Source organism: Kribbella sp. NPDC049174 (genome assembly GCF_043197365.1).
Classification (GTDB): Bacteria; Actinomycetota; Actinomycetes; order Propionibacteriales; family Kribbellaceae; genus Kribbella.
The window spans coordinates 501,015-516,398 of sequence record NZ_JBICSZ010000001.1; the positions used below are offsets into that span (position 1 = coordinate 501,015).

General features: G+C 69.6%; 15 protein-coding genes. 11 read left to right on the top strand and 4 right to left on the bottom strand.

Annotated elements, in window-relative coordinates:
* Window positions 1–35: 35 nt before the first annotated feature.
* Both ACGFIF_RS02375 and ACGFIF_RS02380 read left to right on the top strand, forming a co-directional pair.
* Entirely contained in the window at window positions 36–1,436 is a 1,401-nt protein-coding gene (locus ACGFIF_RS02375) for a sensor histidine kinase (RefSeq protein ID WP_393150529.1), read from the top strand.
* A gap of 14 nt (window positions 1,437–1,450) precedes the next feature.
* Window positions 1,451–2,110, top strand: coding sequence for a response regulator (locus ACGFIF_RS02380; RefSeq protein ID WP_393153617.1), 660 nt, complete (start codon window positions 1,451–1,453; stop codon window positions 2,108–2,110).
* Here the strand turns inward: ACGFIF_RS02380 and ACGFIF_RS02385 are convergent.
* On the bottom strand, window positions 2,065–3,219 hold the full coding sequence (locus ACGFIF_RS02385; RefSeq protein ID WP_393150531.1) for a low temperature requirement protein A: 1,155 nt from the start codon (window positions 3,217–3,219) through the stop codon (window positions 2,065–2,067). The genes ACGFIF_RS02380 and ACGFIF_RS02385 overlap by 46 nt on opposite strands.
* 164 nt (window positions 3,220–3,383) lie before the next feature.
* Here ACGFIF_RS02385 and ACGFIF_RS02390 point away from each other — a divergent pair, with 164 nt between their 5' ends.
* From ACGFIF_RS02390 to ACGFIF_RS02410, 5 genes are all read left to right on the top strand, one after another.
* Entirely contained in the window at window positions 3,384–4,124 is a 741-nt protein-coding gene (locus tag ACGFIF_RS02390) for an SDR family oxidoreductase (protein ID WP_393150533.1), read from the top strand.
* The gene (locus ACGFIF_RS02395; RefSeq protein ID WP_393150535.1) at window positions 4,121–4,321 is read left to right on the top strand and encodes a hypothetical protein; all 201 of its coding nucleotides are present in this window, start codon (window positions 4,121–4,123) and stop codon (window positions 4,319–4,321) included. Before ACGFIF_RS02390 ends, ACGFIF_RS02395 begins: the two co-directional genes overlap by 4 nt.
* Window positions 4,322–4,500: 179 nt before the next feature.
* Window positions 4,501–5,382, top strand: a complete 882-nt coding sequence (locus ACGFIF_RS02400; protein WP_393150537.1) for an ABC transporter ATP-binding protein — start codon at window positions 4,501–4,503, stop codon at window positions 5,380–5,382.
* A complete protein-coding gene (locus ACGFIF_RS02405; RefSeq protein WP_393150539.1) occupies window positions 5,379–6,551 on the top strand; it encodes an ABC transporter permease in 1,173 nt (390 codons plus the stop codon). Before ACGFIF_RS02400 ends, ACGFIF_RS02405 begins: the two co-directional genes overlap by 4 nt.
* A gap of 109 nt (window positions 6,552–6,660) precedes the next feature.
* Window positions 6,661–7,626 (top strand): LysR substrate-binding domain-containing protein, encoded by a 966-nt coding sequence (locus ACGFIF_RS02410; RefSeq protein ID WP_393150541.1) that lies wholly within the window; start codon window positions 6,661–6,663, stop codon window positions 7,624–7,626.
* A gap of 26 nt (window positions 7,627–7,652) precedes the next feature.
* On the opposite strand, the gene ACGFIF_RS02415 is transcribed toward ACGFIF_RS02410, so the two are convergent.
* A complete protein-coding gene (locus tag ACGFIF_RS02415) occupies window positions 7,653–9,224 on the bottom strand; it encodes a hypothetical protein (protein WP_393150543.1) in 1,572 nt (523 codons plus the stop codon).
* 113 nt (window positions 9,225–9,337) lie between these two features.
* On the opposite strand from ACGFIF_RS02415, the gene ACGFIF_RS02420 reads away from it, so the two are divergent.
* Complete coding sequence (locus ACGFIF_RS02420) at window positions 9,338–10,642, top strand: sulfatase-like hydrolase/transferase (protein ID WP_393150545.1); 1,305 nt, start codon at window positions 9,338–9,340, stop codon at window positions 10,640–10,642.
* 333 nt (window positions 10,643–10,975) lie between these two features.
* Here the strand turns inward: ACGFIF_RS02420 and lipB are convergent, their stop codons facing one another.
* Window positions 10,976–11,689 carry a lipoyl(octanoyl) transferase LipB gene (lipB, locus tag ACGFIF_RS02425; protein WP_393150547.1) on the bottom strand — a complete coding sequence of 238 codons (714 nt, stop codon included), beginning with the start codon at window positions 11,687–11,689 and terminating at the stop codon, window positions 10,976–10,978.
* A gap of 356 nt (window positions 11,690–12,045) precedes the next feature.
* Here lipB and ACGFIF_RS02430 point away from each other — a divergent pair, with 356 nt between their 5' ends.
* From ACGFIF_RS02430 to ACGFIF_RS02440, 3 genes are read left to right on the top strand one after another with little or no spacing between them, the layout of a single operon-like run.
* On the top strand, window positions 12,046–12,504 hold the full coding sequence (locus tag ACGFIF_RS02430) for a MarR family winged helix-turn-helix transcriptional regulator (protein WP_393150549.1): 459 nt from the start codon (window positions 12,046–12,048) through the stop codon (window positions 12,502–12,504).
* Complete coding sequence (locus ACGFIF_RS02435; RefSeq protein WP_393150551.1) at window positions 12,501–13,934, top strand: MFS transporter; 1,434 nt, start codon at window positions 12,501–12,503, stop codon at window positions 13,932–13,934. The genes ACGFIF_RS02430 and ACGFIF_RS02435 overlap by 4 nt, the downstream gene beginning before the upstream one ends.
* A 33-nt stretch (window positions 13,935–13,967) precedes the next feature.
* Window positions 13,968–14,261: a DUF1330 domain-containing protein gene (locus ACGFIF_RS02440; protein WP_360479069.1), complete on the top strand. Its 294-nt coding sequence runs from the start codon at window positions 13,968–13,970 to the stop codon at window positions 14,259–14,261.
* 82 nt (window positions 14,262–14,343) lie between these two features.
* Here ACGFIF_RS02440 and ACGFIF_RS02445 read toward each other — a convergent pair whose 3' ends face one another.
* Entirely contained in the window at window positions 14,344–15,246 is a 903-nt protein-coding gene (locus ACGFIF_RS02445) for a transposase (protein ID WP_393150553.1), read from the bottom strand.
* Window positions 15,247–15,384: the final 138 nt, after the last annotated feature.

Consider the following 15,384-nt stretch of genomic DNA (forward strand, 5'->3'; position numbering starts at 1 on the left):
CTGACAGCACCGATCGGCCCGTAGGCTGATGGACCATGTCGACGACCCAGGCCGGTACGCCGGGCTCCGCGGCCGAGCGTCGTACCGAGGAAGTGAAAGTGTCCGATCCGGGGACGCCTCCGGCGACCGGGACGACCGTGCGTGGCTGGGTCCGGCCCGGGCCGACGGCCAAGGAGCAGAAGTACGACCTGCTGCTCGGGCTGGGGATGGCCGTGGCCGGCGTGATCGGCACCGAGTTGGCGCGGGGAGTGTCGCCGAATCCGGTCGAGCTCGGCATCGGCGGCGTCGAGGCGTACGTGCTGAGCGCGGCCGTCGCGCTGCCGCTCTGCTTCCGGCGCCGGTGGCCGATCCCGGTACTGCTCGTCGTGTCCGTGCTGTTCGTCGTGGCCGGTGAACGCGCCACCTTCGCCTTCGCCAGCAACCTGATCACCCAGGCAGCCCAGTTCATGGCGATCTACGCGGCGGTCGCCTGGGCGCGGGACCGTCGGCTGATGAAGGCCGCGGTGGGCGTGGTCTTCGTCGGGATGTTCGGCTGGCTGGTGCTCAACTTCGTCCAGGCGCTGCAGAACGACGAGATCAAAGGCCCCAACGACGGCCTGCTGTCGCCGTACGTGTCCGGCGTCGTCCTCACCCTTGCCCTGAACGTCCTTTACTTCTTCGGCGCCTACTTCTGGGGCCGAACGGCGTGGGGGACCGCGCGGCAGCGGTACGAGCTGGAGCAGCAGGCCACCGAGCTCGCCGCCCAGCAGCAGGCCAACGCCCGGCGCGCGGTCATCGACGAGCGGCTCCGGATCTCCCGTGAGCTGCACGACGTGGTGGCCCACCACATCAGCAGCATCGGCGTCCAGGCCGGCGGCGCCCGCCGGGTGATGGGCACCGATCCGGAGGCGGCGAAGAGCGCGCTCAGCGTGATCGAGGACTCCAGCCGCACCGCGGTCAACGAGATGCGCCAGCTCCTCGGCATGCTCCGCGCGGCCGACCCCGACCTCGACGTCGAGGCCCCGGCGGCGAAGGCCCCGCAGGCCGGCGCCGACCGGCTGCCCGCCCTGATCGCGGACGTGAACGGCGAAGGGCTGTCGGTCGGGTTCCACCAGATCGGCCAGCCGGTCCAGCTGCCGGAGACGGTCTCGGTCTCGGTCTACCGGATCGCCCAGGAGGCGCTGACCAACGTACGACGCCATTCGACCGCGCGGAGCGCGCACATCACACTGCGTTATCTCGGCGACTCGGTCGAGCTCGAGGTGATCGATGACGGTCGGCCGAAGCACGCGCCGGTGGGGAGCCGGCTCGGCCACGTCGGGATCCGTGAGAGGGTCGGTCTGCTCGGCGGCGAGACCGAGATCGGCCCCCGCCCGGTCGGTGGCTTCCGGGTCCGGGTCCGGATCCCGCTCGACCCGCAGAACCGCCCGCTGGCCACAGAGGAGAAGCAGTCGTGAGTGAGACGGCACCCATGCGCGTGCTGCTGGTGGACGACCAGGATCTGGTCCGGGCCGGGTTCCGGATGATCCTGTCGGTCGAGCCGGATATCGAGGTGGTCGGCGAGGCCTCGGACGGCGAGAAGGCGATCGAACTCGCGCTCGCGCTGCGGCCGGACGTCGTACTGATGGATGTCCAGATGCCGGGGATGGACGGGATCACCGCGACCCAGCGGATCGTCGCCGCGGACGCCGGCAAGGTCGTCATCCTGACCACGTTCGACCGCGACGACTACCTGTTCGAGTCGCTCGGCGCCGGAGCCAGCGGGTTCCTGCTGAAGAACACCGCGCCGGAGGACCTGGTCGACGCGATCCAGGTGGTGCACTCCGGTCACGCCCTGCTCGCTCCCGAGGTGACCCGCCGGGTGATCAAGCGGTTCACCGGCGGCGGCGAGCGGGTCTACCGCCCCGACCTGCTCGAGGAGCTGACCGACCGCGAACGCGAGGTCCTCGGCCTGATCGCCCGCGGTCTCACCAACACCGAGATCGCCAACCAGCTCTACGTCGGCGAGGCCACGGTCAAGACCCACGTCTCCCGGGTCCTCCTCAAACTGGGCCTCCGCGACCGGGTCCAAGCCGTCGTCTTCGCCTACGAATGCGGTTTGGTCACCCCGGGCGACGACCCGGCCAGCTGATTCGCGCGGATCATCACCAGCGCCGCGATCAGTACAGCGACACCCGCGACAGCCACCACCACGGCGACCGGTGGAAGTAGGAGCGGCAAGAGCAGGATGAGTGCAACGCTGCCCAGGATCATGGCCGGCGTGGTGACCGCCGGCGTGATGATCGGCGCGTGCACCAGCCAGAGCGCGAGCAGGTACACCGCGACCGGGATCGCGACGGCGTACCCGACCGTCGTCGAGGTGGAGTGGTGCGCCGCCTCCTCGACGGCGACCTCGAGCCCGGCGCCGACTGCGGCCAGTGCGGCGAACAGGAAGAAGTGCCCGTACCCCCACCGGTAGGAGGCGGCCCGTCGCTCGCTCAGGCCGTGGCCGGCGGGGTGCAGGAAGTACAGCCACCAGATCGCGAAGAGCAGCACCAGGCCGGCCCCGGACACGAGGAGGAAGGAGCTGCTGATGTCACCGACCGCGAGCGCCTTCTGGACGCCGCGACTGGCTGCGAGCACGCTCTCACCGAGCAGGATGATCGTGAACAGGCCGTAGCGCTCGGCGATGTGATGCGGGTGCCAGTTGGTGGCCCGCGGCCGCTCGGCCCACAGCGGTACGGCGAGCTCGAGCACCACCAGTACGACGAACAACCACAACGCCATGTGGGTCAGCAGGAGTGCCGCGATCCAGCACGCGTTGAGGGTCAGGATCCCGCCTGCGTAGCGGAACGCCGTACGGCGCCGCTCCGGGTCCTCGTAGCCGGCCCGCAGCCACAGGGCGGCCAGACCGATCCGCATGATCAGGTAGCCGAACGGCACGGCGCTGTAGTCGGACTCGGAGGTCGCGGCGGGGACTCCGGCCGCCAGCACGAGCACTCCGGCCATCTGGAGCATCGTCAGCAGCCGGTAGAGGACGTCATCGGTGTCGTAGGAGGAGGCGAACCAGGTGAAGTTCATCCACGCCCACCAGATGCAGAAGAACACCATCAGGAACGGGACCACGGCGGCGTGACCGTCGGCGATGCTGTGCGCGAACTCGGCCGTCACCGCCGCGACCGCGACCACGAAGGTGAGGTCGAACAGCAGTTCCAGCGGGCTCGAGGTCCGGTGCGGCTCGTCGATCGGCCGGGCCGTCATCCGGATCCTGAAGCGGCTCGATGCAGTGGGCAACGTTGTCCGTCCTCTCGTCTGCAGGCTAGACAAGGCAGCCCGCCCTGTTGTGACGGTCACAAGTCCGGGGGCTGCCTTGTCTTAACTGGCGTCGGGTCGCCAGCGGGGTGCCCGGGGACAGGAGAGTGGCTGTGAAGATCGTGGTGATCGGTGGCACGGGGCTGATCGGTTCGAAGCTGGTACGGCGGTTCGAGGCGCACGGACACGAGGTCGTCGCGGCGTCACCGAACACCGGGGTGAACACTCTCACCGGCGAGGGCCTGGCCGAGGCGATGGCGGGCGCCTCCGTGGTCGTGGACGTGTCCAACTCGCCGTCGTTCGAGGCCCAGGCGGTGATGGACTTCTTCACCACCTCCACCGCGAACCAGCTCGCCGCGGAGGCCGAGGCGGGGGTTGGCCACCACGTCGCGGTGTCGATCGTGGGCACCGAGCGGATGCCGGAGAACGGCTACTTCGCGGCCAAACTGGCCCAGGAGAAGCTGATCGAGGAGTCCGGGATCCCGTACTCGCTGGTGCACGCGACCCAGTTCTTCGAGTTCGTCCGGGCCATCGCGGACTCCTCGGCCCAGGACGACGGGGTGCACATGGCGGCGGTGGGCTGGCAGCCGATGGCCGGTGACGACGTCGCCGACCAGGTCGCCCAGGTCGCGATCGGCGAGCCGCTGAACGGCCGCAAGGACATCGCCGGGCCCGACCGCTACCGGATGGACGAGTTCTTCCGCAAGGCACTCGCCGAGCTCGGCGACAAGCGAGAGGTGATCACCGACCCGAAGGCGACGTACTTCGGCTCCGAGCTGGTCGAGGACTCGCTGGTCCCGATCGGCGACGCCACCCTCGGCCGGATCCACTACGGCGAGTGGAACCCGTCATGAGTGGTGACTTCCTGCACGAGCTCGAACACGAGGTCGAGGCCGACCTGACCATGATCGAGTCCAGTCACCCCGCGGAGGCCGCCACGCTGCCGCCCAGCGAGTGGACGGTCGACCCGGCCGACACCGAGCGGGACGAGATCGGCCTGCGCAGCCTGCTCGGCGCTGTCGAGGCGCTGGAGGGTGACGCCGACAGCTGAAGTCAGTCCGTCCCCGGCCCCCCGGGGTGGTGACCAGGTCCGCCGTACGGATGACCTGCGTGATCACCCTGGGGGCCGACGTGTGTACGGGCGCCGTTCACTAACTTTGACTTACTTCCGAGCGGAAGCGGTCAGGCGCGGGCCTGGCGGAGGGGCCAAGGTGAATGGAACGGTGACGGATGCTGAGCGTGGCTGGATTGACCCGGCGGTTCGGGGAACAGCTGGCGCTGGACGACGTGAGTTTCGACGTCGTACCGGGACGGATGACCGGGTTCGTCGGGGCCAACGGCGCCGGTAAGACGACGGCGATGCGGATCATCCTCGGCGTGCTGGCCGCGACGGCGGGCGAGGTGCGGTGGAACGACGCTCCGCTGACGCAGGAGACCCGGCGTGACTTCGGGTACATGCCGGAGGAGCGCGGGCTGTACCCGAAGATGAAGATCCGCGACCAGCTGGTGTTCTTCGGCCGGCTGCACGGGCTCGACCCGATCCGGGCGGGCGAGCGCACCGACAAGCTGCTCGAGCGACTCGGGCTCGGCGAGCGGGCGACCGACGTACTGGAGACGCTGTCACTCGGCAACCAGCAGCGGGTGCAGATCGCCGCGGCGCTGGTGCACGAGCCGATCGCGCTGGTCCTGGACGAGCCGTTCAGCGGTCTCGACCCGCTCGCGGTCGACGCGATGGTGGACCTGCTCCGCGAGGAGGTCACATCCGAGGTTCCGGTGCTGTTCTCCAGCCACCAGCTCGACCTGGTCGAGCGGCTCTGCGACGACCTCGTCGTCCTGTCCCGCGGCAAGGTCGTTGCCGCAGGCCCCGTTGTCGAACTGGCCGCCGGGCCGTCCCTGACCTACAAGCTGACGGTCGACGGCGACGCGGGCTGGCTGCGCGACCTCCGCGGCATCCGGGTGCGCGATGTGGCCGGCGGTACGGCGCTCTTCGACGTCGAGGACGACGGCGTGGCGCAGCAGGTTCTCCAGCAGGCGATCACCCGCGGACCGGTGCTCGAGTTCGGGCCGGAGCGGGTGGCACTGAGCGACGTCTTCCGGGAGGCGACCCGATGAACGACCGTACTCTCGACCGTCCCGCGCTGCTGATCGCCGAGCGCGAGATCGTCACCAAGCTGCGGGACAAGACCTTCCTCGGCTCGACCGCGTTCATGCTGGTGCTGGTGCTGGCCGCGGTGATCATCCCGGCGCTCCTCGCGGGCCGCGGCGGTCCGGACAAGATCGCGGTGATCGACGACGCCGGCGCGAAGGTCGTCCAGCAGGCTTCGGCCACGAACGGTGACGACGGCTTCGAGGTGACCCGGGCGGCAGATCGTCCGGCGGCCGAGAAGCTCGTCACCGACGGTGAGGTGGAGGCGGCGCTGCTGCCCGGCACCGACGGGTACGTCGTTCTCGGCAAGGACCGGGTCGACTCCGGGCTGGAGCGCGCGCTGCGGGAAGCCGCCGTCAGCGTCGGGATGGAGCAGAACGCGGCGCGCGCCGGTCTCACGCCGGAGCAGTTGCGCGCCGGGACGAACCTCCAGCTGGAGCTGCTGAAACCGGCACCGCTGCCCGACATCGTGGCCGACTTCGTCAACATCGGTCTCGCGCTGGTGTTCTACATGACCGCGCTCGGTTTCGGCATGATGATCGCGCAGAGCGTCGTTCAGGAGAAGGAGAGCCGGGTCGTCGAGATCCTGGCCGCCGCCGTACCGATCCGCTCGCTGCTGTGGGGCAAGGTGCTCGGCAACACCGCGCTCGCGCTGTCGCAGATCGTGGTGATCGCGGGGGCGTCGGTGGTCGGCCTGATCGCGACCGACCAGCTCGACATCCTGCAGGTGGTCGCGCCGGTGGCCGGCTGGTTCGTGGTGTTCTTCGTCCTCGGGTTCGTCGCGCTGGCCGGGCTGTGGGCGGTCGCTGGATCGCTGGCCACCCGCCAGGAGGACCTCGGGTCGACCACGCTGCCCGGGCAGATGATCCTGATGATCCCGTTCTTCTTCTCGGTGTTCGCCGGGTCGTCGGCCAAGACGGTCGCCTCGTTCGTGCCGATCGCGTCGTCGATGGCGATGCCGGGGCGGATGCTGACCGAGAAGGTGCCGTTGTGGCAGCCGCTGCTCGCGATCGCGATCCTGCTCGTCGCGACGGTGCTGATCGTCCGCCTCGGCGCCCGGCTGTACGAGCGCACGCTGCTGCAGACCGGCCGCCGCCTCGGCTACCGAGAGGCATTGGCCCTCGAATCGTCATGACCTATCGTCACAGCCGGGGCCGGCGTTACAGGTTTGGTCCCGGCTGAGACGAAACCGCAACACTTGATAACTGTGTGCTGTGCGTTGACCTGGACTACGGTCTCAACGCATGAACGTCGAGCTGCGCCACCTGCGGGTGGTGGTCCTGGTGGCTGAAGCGGGGTCTGTCGGACGGGCCGCCCGCTGGCTCAAGGTCAGCCAGCCCAGCCTGACCGCGCAGCTCAAGCGGATCGAGGCGGCGTTCGGCGGTGAGCTGTTCGAACGCTCCCGTACCGGAGTCACCCCGACCGCACTCGGCCGGTACGCCGTTGATCGAGCCCGGGCCATCCTGGTCGACGTCGACCACTTGTCCGCGACCGTGTCCGCGATGACTGCGGTCGAGTCCAGCGCCGTACGGCTCGGCGGGTTTCCGACCGCGCCGATGTCCGGGATCGCTTCGCGGCTGCGCGACCACGGTGAGATCGAGCAGGTGAGCATCGAGGTCGAGTGGTCCACCAGCGTGCTGCTGCAGCAGCTGGAGAGCGGGCGGCTCGACTTCGCGCTGCTGCGGGAGTTCCCCGGCTTCGAGCTGCGGTTCCCGAGCGGTGTCGAGTCCTGCACGGTCGTCGAGTCCGAATCGGCGTACGTGGTGATGGCCGCGGACCACCCGTTGGCGGTCGCGACGCGGCACCGGGGTGAGATCGAGCTCTCGACGTTGTCGGGGGAGGAGTGGATCGGGGAGCCGCCGGACGACAGCGGGTTCCACGTACTCTTCCGGGCCGCGTGCGAGCAGGCCGGGTTTCAGCCGAAGGTTGAGCACCACTCGGTGGACACCTCGGTGCTGATGGGCTTCGTGACGAGCGGTCAGGGCGTCGCGCTGATCTCACCAACGTCCTACCGGATGCTCTCCAGCGACGTCACCACCCGCACGCTGGTCGGCGACCCGATCCACCGCAAGCTGATGCTGGCGTGGAGCACCGAGTCGCCGCGAGCGCAGATGGCGGGGGATGTGCTGCAGATGGCGACCTTGGCGTACGACGAAGCCTTCGCCGAACACGCCCGCCGGGACCAGGTCCAACGCATGCACGTGGCGTGAGGTCGTAGCTCTTGAGGTCGTAGCTCTCAGGCTCCAGCGGGCCGGATGCTCACCTGCGTGGGGTTCTCGAACGCACTGATGTAGAACTCCCCAGTGTCCTCGGGGTCCTCCATCCGCTCCCGATACTGCTGCCCCACCTGCTCCTTAGCTGCGGCCGCCTGCCCCTTGACCTCCGTCACCGGCCCAGCCACGGCCTGCTGACCCCCGTCAGCCCCCTTCTTCTCCGGCCGAGGCTCATCCACCTGCTCCGGCTCCGGCACTGGCGCCACCACTGTCGCCTCGTCAGCCGCCCCAACCGGCGACCCACCCTGCGCACCACCCGCCGACTGTCCCGCCGGCACACCGCTCGCCGACGGTCCGGCGGGCGCACCGCCCGCCGGCACACCGCCTGCCGGCTGTCCCGCCGGTGCGCCAGTTGCCGACTGCCCAGCCTGCACATCACCCGCCGACTGCCCAGCCTGTACGCCACCCGCCGACTGTCCGGCCCCGCCCGGCGCCACAACCGTCTCTTCCTCGTCCACCCCAGCGCCCGGCTGTTCCGGCTTCCGCTCGTCCGCCGCCCCCGCGGCGTCCTGCTGCTCATCCGCTTCGGCGACCAGCGCCTGCGGCTCCGCCGGCTTCTGCTCCTCCGCCGCAACTGGCACTACAGCAGTCGGCTGCTCCTCCGCCCCACCGGGTGCCGCCACAGCCGCGACCGGCTGCTCCTGCTGGCGCTCGGTCGGCTGCTCCGCCTTCTGCTCCTCCGCATCGGCAGCCGCCGCGACCGTCTGCTCATCCGCACCTACGGTCGCCTGCTCCTGCTCCTCGGCAACCGCGTGCGCCTGCACGGTCTCATCGCTCCCGACCGGCACCTGCGTCGTCTCATCGCGATCCGTCGGCACCAACACGGTGTCGTCACCAGAATCGTTGCCCCGGGCATCATCATCCGCCCCGTCGACCCCCGGGAACTGCGCAGTCGGCTCCGGCGTCGACACCGGGAACTGCGCAGTCTGCTCCTCCGCCTGATTCCGCGGCCGGACCGGCTCCGGGTCCTCGTCGAACAGGTCGTCGTACCTGTTGCTGTTCCCGTACGCACCGGCGTACGCGCCGCCCTCGGCCGGATAGGTGCTCCCGGCAACCGGGTACAGCGCCGCCGCCTCGGCCTCCTGCTGCGCCTGCGCGGCTTCCTGCTCACCCTGAAGCCGCTCGGCCTCCACGCGCTCCCGCCGCCGGCGCTGCGCACTGTGCACGATCAGCTGGATCCCGTAGACCAGCGAGATCACCGTCAGGATCGGTACGACGCCGTTCAGCGTGTACTGCTTGGACCCCTCGATCATCCCGGTGGTCACCCCGGGGACGTCGTTGAGGAAGTTCGTGGTCCGGTTCGGGATCCAGAGCCAGCAGTAGATCAGCGTGCCGAAGGCGACGAACGCACCGAGCGCACCGGCGCCGGAGAAGTACGACACCACGGTCCAGAAGATCAGCGCGCCGATGCCGTAGGCAAGCGCCATCTCCTTCGTATTCAGCTCGATACCGCCCGGCGCGGCCAGGACTCCGAACACCGCCGGCCCGGCCAGCGCAACGACCACCCCGAGCAAGAACCCAAGAAATTTGGACACACCACCAAGGTAGCGACGTTTTGCCGTCACACCCCGCAGACACTTCGCAACCCACCGACTGGTGCTGGACGGACCGCAGGGCAAGCGCTTCCTGACGCATAGGGTGGTACGTCGTGAAGCGACCGAACATCGTGGTGGTGCTGTCCGACGAACACACCGGTTCCGCTGCGGGATGGGCCGGTCACCCACGGGTGCGAACACCGAACCTCGACCGCCTCGCCGCGCAGAGTCTCTCGTTCGACCGTGCCTACACGAACAGCCCGATGTGCGTCCCGTCGCGGCTGGCGTTGATGGCCGGCCAGTACGTGCGCCAGATCGGGGCCTGGGACAACGGTGTCATTCCCGGCCCGGGCTTCCGGTCGTGGGGCCATCACCTGACCGACTATCAGACGGTGATCGCCGGGCGAACCCACTTCAACGGACCGGATCGGCTACTCGGCTTCGACCACCGGCTCACCGACGACCTGGACTTCTGGCTCGACCACAGCGGCCGGCCACCTCGTCGTACGCCGGATTGGCAACGGCCCACCAACTCCCACGTGACCGAACACGGCGCCGGCGATCACGTGCACACCCAACACGACGTCGACGCGACCGATGCCGCTCTCGACTTCCTGCGCGATCCGGGACCGGAGCCGTACCTGCTGTACATCGGGTACATGCATCCGCACTTCCCGCTCGTGGCGCCGCCGGAGTTCCGGGCGCTCTACGATCCGGCCGAGGTGGAGCTACCGCCGACCTGGGACGAGCCGGTGTCGTCGCAGCATCCGGTGATTTCGCTGCTGCGGCACGGGTTCCGCAACGACGAGCCGATCACCGAGGAACAGGTTCGCGAGGCAACGGTCTGCTACTGGGCGCTGATCAGCCACCTCGACCACCAGATCGGCCGGTTGCTGTCCGCCATCCCCGACGACACGGTCGTGATCTACACCAGCGACCACGGCGAGATGGCCAGCCACCACGGGATCTGGCAGAAGCAATGCTTCTACGAACCAGCCGTCCGCATCCCGCTCCTGCTCCGCCACCCATCGCTCGCTCCGGCGCGGACCACCGCCCACGTCAGCCTGATCGACGTACTCCCGACGCTCCGAGACATCGCCGGCCTACCCCCGGACCCAACCCTCCCCGGCCACACCCTGCTCGATCCCGTCGACCGCCCGGTCCTGTCCGAGTACCACGCCCAAGGCATGCCCGACGCCGGCTACATGCTCAAATCCGGCCCCTGGAAATACTGCTACTACGGCCCCGCCCACCCACCCCAACTCTTCAACACCGAGTCAGACCCCCATGAACTCCAAGACCTCTCCGCCACCCCCCAAACAACCCACCTAGCCGCCCGACTCCGAACAATCCTCGACCCCGACAAAACCAACCAACAAGCCAGATCCAACCAATCAACCCGAGCCCACACCCCCTAACCACCACCACCGGCCACCCACACCCACCGCGCCACCACCCCAACCCCACGGCCCGCACCACCCGGCCCGCCGTTCCGACCCAGGCCCACAGCTCCCCAGGCCCGGCCTCAACTACAACTGCGCGGGGCAGCACACGGCCCTCGACCACAGCCGCGCGGTGCGAAGCACCCGGCTCCTGATCACAACCACCCCGCACCCAGGCACCGCCTAGTCCCCAACCGCTCACATTCGGGGCTTTGCCCAGCCGCCGACGGTCAGCCGAACGCCAACCCGCAAAGCACCGAATGGGGAGCTACCCGCACCCACCCACATCACCGCGGCAGCGAACCAACCTCAGACAGTCAACCCATAAGTGATCGCCGTCGGCTCTTCCTCGTGCCCGATGTCCGGCGTCCGCTCGTACTCCTCCCACGCGAGCATCCGATCGAGATGCCGCCGCACGGACCCGAGGACCTCCGTCACCGCCACATCCCGCCCGAGCTCCTTCGACAGCGTGGTCACATCAGCATCCGAGATCCCACACGGCACGATCCGTTCGAACCACCCCAGGTCGTTGTCGCAGTTCAGCGCGAACCCATGCATCGTCACGCCCTGCGAGACCCGGATCCCGATCGCCGCGATCTTCCGCTCCCGGCCGCGATCGTCCGCCGCGACCCAGACACCGCTACGGCCCTTGACCCGCCCGGTCTTCACCCCGAGGTCGGCGCAGACCGCGATCAGCGCCTCCTCCAACCGCCGTACGTAATCCACCACGTACACATGTGAGGCCAGCTTCACGATCGGGTAGCCCACCAGTTGCCCCGGACCGTGCCAGGTGATCTTCCCGCCGCGATCGACGTCCACCACCGGCGTCCCGTCCAGCGGTCGCTCGTGTGGCTCGGTCCGCTTGCCCGCCGTATACACCGGTGGGTGCTCGAGCAGGATGACCGTATCCGTACCGGTGCCCTCGGCAACTTCCGCGTGCAGGCGCCGCTGCTCGGCCCACGCGGCCTCGTAGTCCACCGCGCCGGCACCGAACCCGGCCTCCACATACCTGATCTCCCTCACGCCCTCGAGTGTATGCGGCCCTCCCACCCGCCGTACGCCGCCGTCCACAGTCCACCGTCGTACGGCGCCCTCACCCGGCAGCCTGACGCTCCTATAGATCGTCAAGGAGTTGAGGTGAGGGCTTGGTGGATGTGGGGTAGGAGTTCGCGGGCGATGTAGCGCTTGAGGCAGCGCGTGATCTCTTTCGTGGTGAGGCCTTGGGCGCGCCGGCGGGCACTTCCTGGTCGACGGGCGCGGCAGGTTCCGGCCGCGCACCGAGCGCGATGGCCGGCCGCCGTCGGGGGTGCGGATCGAGGCCGCCCGCGCCAGTCGACCATTTCCATAAACTATGAATATAAGGATGCTATGCTTCGAGCATGAGTCGTCAAGACGCCGCTCCTGGCGCGTCCGCCGCCATCGGGGCAGCCCTCTACGGTCTGGCCACCAGGGCCGTGAGACGCCTGCCCCGGGACATGAGCCTGACGTCCGCCGCCACCTTGGCCACCCTGGACCGGACCGGCCCGCGGCGCATCACCGATCTGGCCGCGGTCGAGGGCGTCACCCAGCCCGCGATGACCGCCCTGGTCCGGGTGATGGAGGAGTCCGGCCTGGTCGAGCGGTGGGGCGACGCGTCCGACAAGCGGGTCACGCTGGTGTGCCTGACCGAGGCCGGCGCCTCCTATGTCCGGACGCGGCGCCAGGCGGGCGTCGACGCGTTCGAGCGGTTGATCGGCGAGCTCACCGGCGACGAGGTCGAGGCGCTGGTGGCGGCCCTTCCGGCGCTGAAGCATCTGGCAGAGCTCGAAAGCCAGGACCGCGAAGGGCCGAAGCAGTGACCGGGCAGCCGGTCGGCGGGGTCCCGGTGAAGGCGTTCCCGGTGGCGCGTTCCGATGCGCGGCTGCTGGTCCCCGCCCTGATGTTCATCGCGCTGGTAGTGGCAGCGGTCGCCAGCCTCGGGGCGCCGCTCATCACCAGCGTGGCGACCACGTTCCACGTCTCGCTCGGCAGCGCGCAGTGGACGCTGACCATCGCGTTGCTGAGCGGCGCCGTCGCCACGCCGGTCCTGGGCCGGCTCGGAGCCGGCCCGCATCGGCGGGCCACGATTCTCGTCACGCTGGCGGTCGTCGTCGCCGGCAGCGCGCTCACCGTCCTGCCGCTGCCGTTCGCATGGCTGCTGGCCGGCAGGGCGGCCCAGGGTGTCGGGCTCGGGCTGACGGCGCTGATGATGGGCGTGGCCCGCGACCATCTCCCCGAGGCGCGCAGCGCGGCCACCATCGCCCTGATCTCGGTGGTCTCGATCATCGGGGTCGGCGTCGGTTACCCCCTCGCCGGGCTGCTCGCCGAGCTCGGCGGGGTGCGCGCCGCCTACGGCTTCGGTCTGCTCGTCACCGCCGTCGCCTTCGTGACCGCGTGGCGCTCCATGCCCGCAGCTCCCGAAGGCCGCTCCGCCCACTTGGATGTGGCAGGCGCGGTCGTCCTGGCCGCTGCGCTGCTCCTGGTGCTGTTCCTCGCCGGCGAACGGAATCTGTGGAGCCGGCACCTCGCCGTGGCCGCGGGCCTCGCCGTCGTCGCGGTGGTGCTGCTCTGCGTCTGGGCCGTCATCGAGCTGCGCAGCACGACGCCCCTGGTCGATGTGCGGGCGGTGCGGCACCCGGCGGTCGCCGGGGCGAACCTCGCCATGTTCGTCGGCGGGATCGGCATGTACCTCCTGCTCACGCTCATCACCCGGTACGCGCAGACGCCGCACGGCGCCGGCTACGGCTTCGGGCTGACGACCTTCGTCGCCGGGCTGGTCCTCATCCCGTTCTCGGTGCTGGGGTTCGTCGCCGGCAAGCTCACGCCGCGGGTCCGGACGCGGATCGCCGACCCCCTGCTCCTGGCCGGCAGCGCCGTCGTGGTCGGCGGCGGGTTCGCCCTGTTCGCGGCGGCCCGGTCGGACCTGGCTGAACTGTTCGCGGCGATGGGCGTGCTCGGCTTCGGCGTCGGCGGCTTCTCGGCCGCGATGCCCGGCGTCATCCTGGCCGTCACCCCCAAGAGCGAGACGTCGAGCGCCATGAGCTTCAACTACGTCGTCCGCAGCGTCGGGTACTCCCTGGGCAGCGCCATCGGCGGCCTGATCCTCGCCGCGGGCACCGGTCCCGGCCACCTCTTCCCCGACGACAGCGCCTACACCACCGCGGCGCTGGTCGGCATCGGCGCCATGGCGATCACGACGCTGACAAGCCTCGCTCTCGCCCGCCGACGCTCGTCCGAGACCAACCTGTAAGTCAGATGCACTTATCCCAACACCGGAGGTTCCATGCCCAAGGGCTACTGGGTCAGCGTTTACCGCACCATTTCAGACCCTGAGAAGCTGGCTGCTTACAACAAGCTGGCCGGTCTGGCCGTCCGTCCCGCGGGCGGGCGGACCCTCGTCCGTGGCGGTCGGGTCGTGGCGCATGACGCCGGAATCGCCGAGCGCACCGTCGTGGTCGAGTTCGACAGCTTCGAGCAGGCCGTCGCGGCGCACGAGAGTGCGGCCTACCAGGAGGCGCTGGTCGCCCTCTCCGACGGCGTCGAGCGCGACTTCCGCATCGTCGAAGGCATCGACTGACCGAGGTCCAGTCGGATCTTCACTACGCTCCTATAGATCGTCAAGGAGTTGGGGTGAGGCCTTGGGCGCGCCGGCGGGTTACCTAGTCGCGGGTGGGTTGGTGGTGGCACATTCGCACCATCGTGACGGTGAACAAAGCTGAGTTGGCGTGACGATCGCCGCCGCGGTTGAGGCGGTGGCGGTCGGTGCGCCCGGAAGAGACCGGGACGGGTGAGGCGCCGCAGAGCGCCGCGAAGGCAGCTTCGGTGCGCAGCCGGTCGGGGTTGTCGCCGGCGGTGACCAGCAGTTGTCCGGCGACGTCGACGCCGACGCCGTATTGGGCGAGCAGGCTGGGCGCGGCGGCCTTGATCAGTGTGGAGGTCGTGGTCGGCGGCGGCGATCTCGGCGTCGAGGTGCCGCAGCGCTGGGCGAGCCGGCGCAGGGCGAGTTTGGTGGCCTGGGCCGGGTCGGTCAGGTCGCCGCTGGGGCGCAGTGCCGCGGCGGCCTGGACCAGTCGGGCTCCGCGCAGCCCGGTGAGTTGGTGGTGGAGTGCTTCGGGTGCGCTGACAACGGTTTGAACGAGCGTGTTCAGCGCGGCGGTGCGGGCCTTGATCGCGCCGCGGCGGGCGACGCGCAAGACCCGGATGGCCTCGACCGGTCCGGTGCGGGTCTTCGGGGTGCCGGTCGCGGTCGCGGCCAGCGTGGCACGCGCAGCCGCCTCGGCATCGATCGGGTCAGACTTGCCGAGCCGCCGGCGGGTCTGGCGGTCGGGCCGGTCGATCTCGACCAGCTCCACCCCGGCAGCGGTCAGGAACCGTGCCAGGCCCGCGCCGTAGCTGCCGGTGCCCTCTACTCCGAGCCTGACCACGTCACCATGGCGGCGCAGCCAGCCCAGCAGCAGCCGGTATCCGGCGCGATCAGCGGGAAATGTCGCGTGACCAAGCAACCGCCCAGCCGGATCGATCGCGGCCACCGTATGGGTCTGGTCATGGGTGTCCCACGCCACCGAACCCCCTTGTCACCTGAGAATCTGTCATCGTGGAGACCTGCCGTCCTTCGCGTTTCGACCGATCGGGCCAGCACGCACCGCCGGTCGGGCGGACAGCACAGTGATCAGGCGCGGCCAAGCTCCTATCAGGTCACG

What these genes read in the sequence shown, in the direction of transcription:
- ACGFIF_RS02400 (WP_393150537.1), top strand. Translation starts at nt 4,501, where the DNA reads ATGCTGAGCGTGGCTGGATTGACCCGGCGGTTCGGGGAACAGCTGGCG.
- ACGFIF_RS02430 (WP_393150549.1), top strand. Translation starts at nt 12,046, where the DNA reads ATGAGTCGTCAAGACGCCGCTCCTGGCGCGTCCGCCGCCATCGGGGCA.
- ACGFIF_RS02375 (WP_393150529.1), top strand. Translation starts at nt 36, where the DNA reads ATGTCGACGACCCAGGCCGGTACGCCGGGCTCCGCGGCCGAGCGTCGT.
- ACGFIF_RS02405 (WP_393150539.1), top strand. Translation starts at nt 5,379, where the DNA reads ATGAACGACCGTACTCTCGACCGTCCCGCGCTGCTGATCGCCGAGCGC.
- ACGFIF_RS02395 (WP_393150535.1), top strand. Translation starts at nt 4,121, where the DNA reads ATGAGTGGTGACTTCCTGCACGAGCTCGAACACGAGGTCGAGGCCGAC.
- ACGFIF_RS02385 (WP_393150531.1), bottom strand. Translation starts at nt 3,219, where the DNA reads ATGACGGCCCGGCCGATCGACGAGCCGCACCGGACCTCGAGCCCGCTG.
- ACGFIF_RS02440 (WP_360479069.1), top strand. Translation starts at nt 13,968, where the DNA reads ATGCCCAAGGGCTACTGGGTCAGCGTTTACCGCACCATTTCAGACCCT.
- ACGFIF_RS02410 (WP_393150541.1), top strand. Translation starts at nt 6,661, where the DNA reads ATGAACGTCGAGCTGCGCCACCTGCGGGTGGTGGTCCTGGTGGCTGAA.
- ACGFIF_RS02380 (WP_393153617.1), top strand. Translation starts at nt 1,451, where the DNA reads ATGCGCGTGCTGCTGGTGGACGACCAGGATCTGGTCCGGGCCGGGTTC.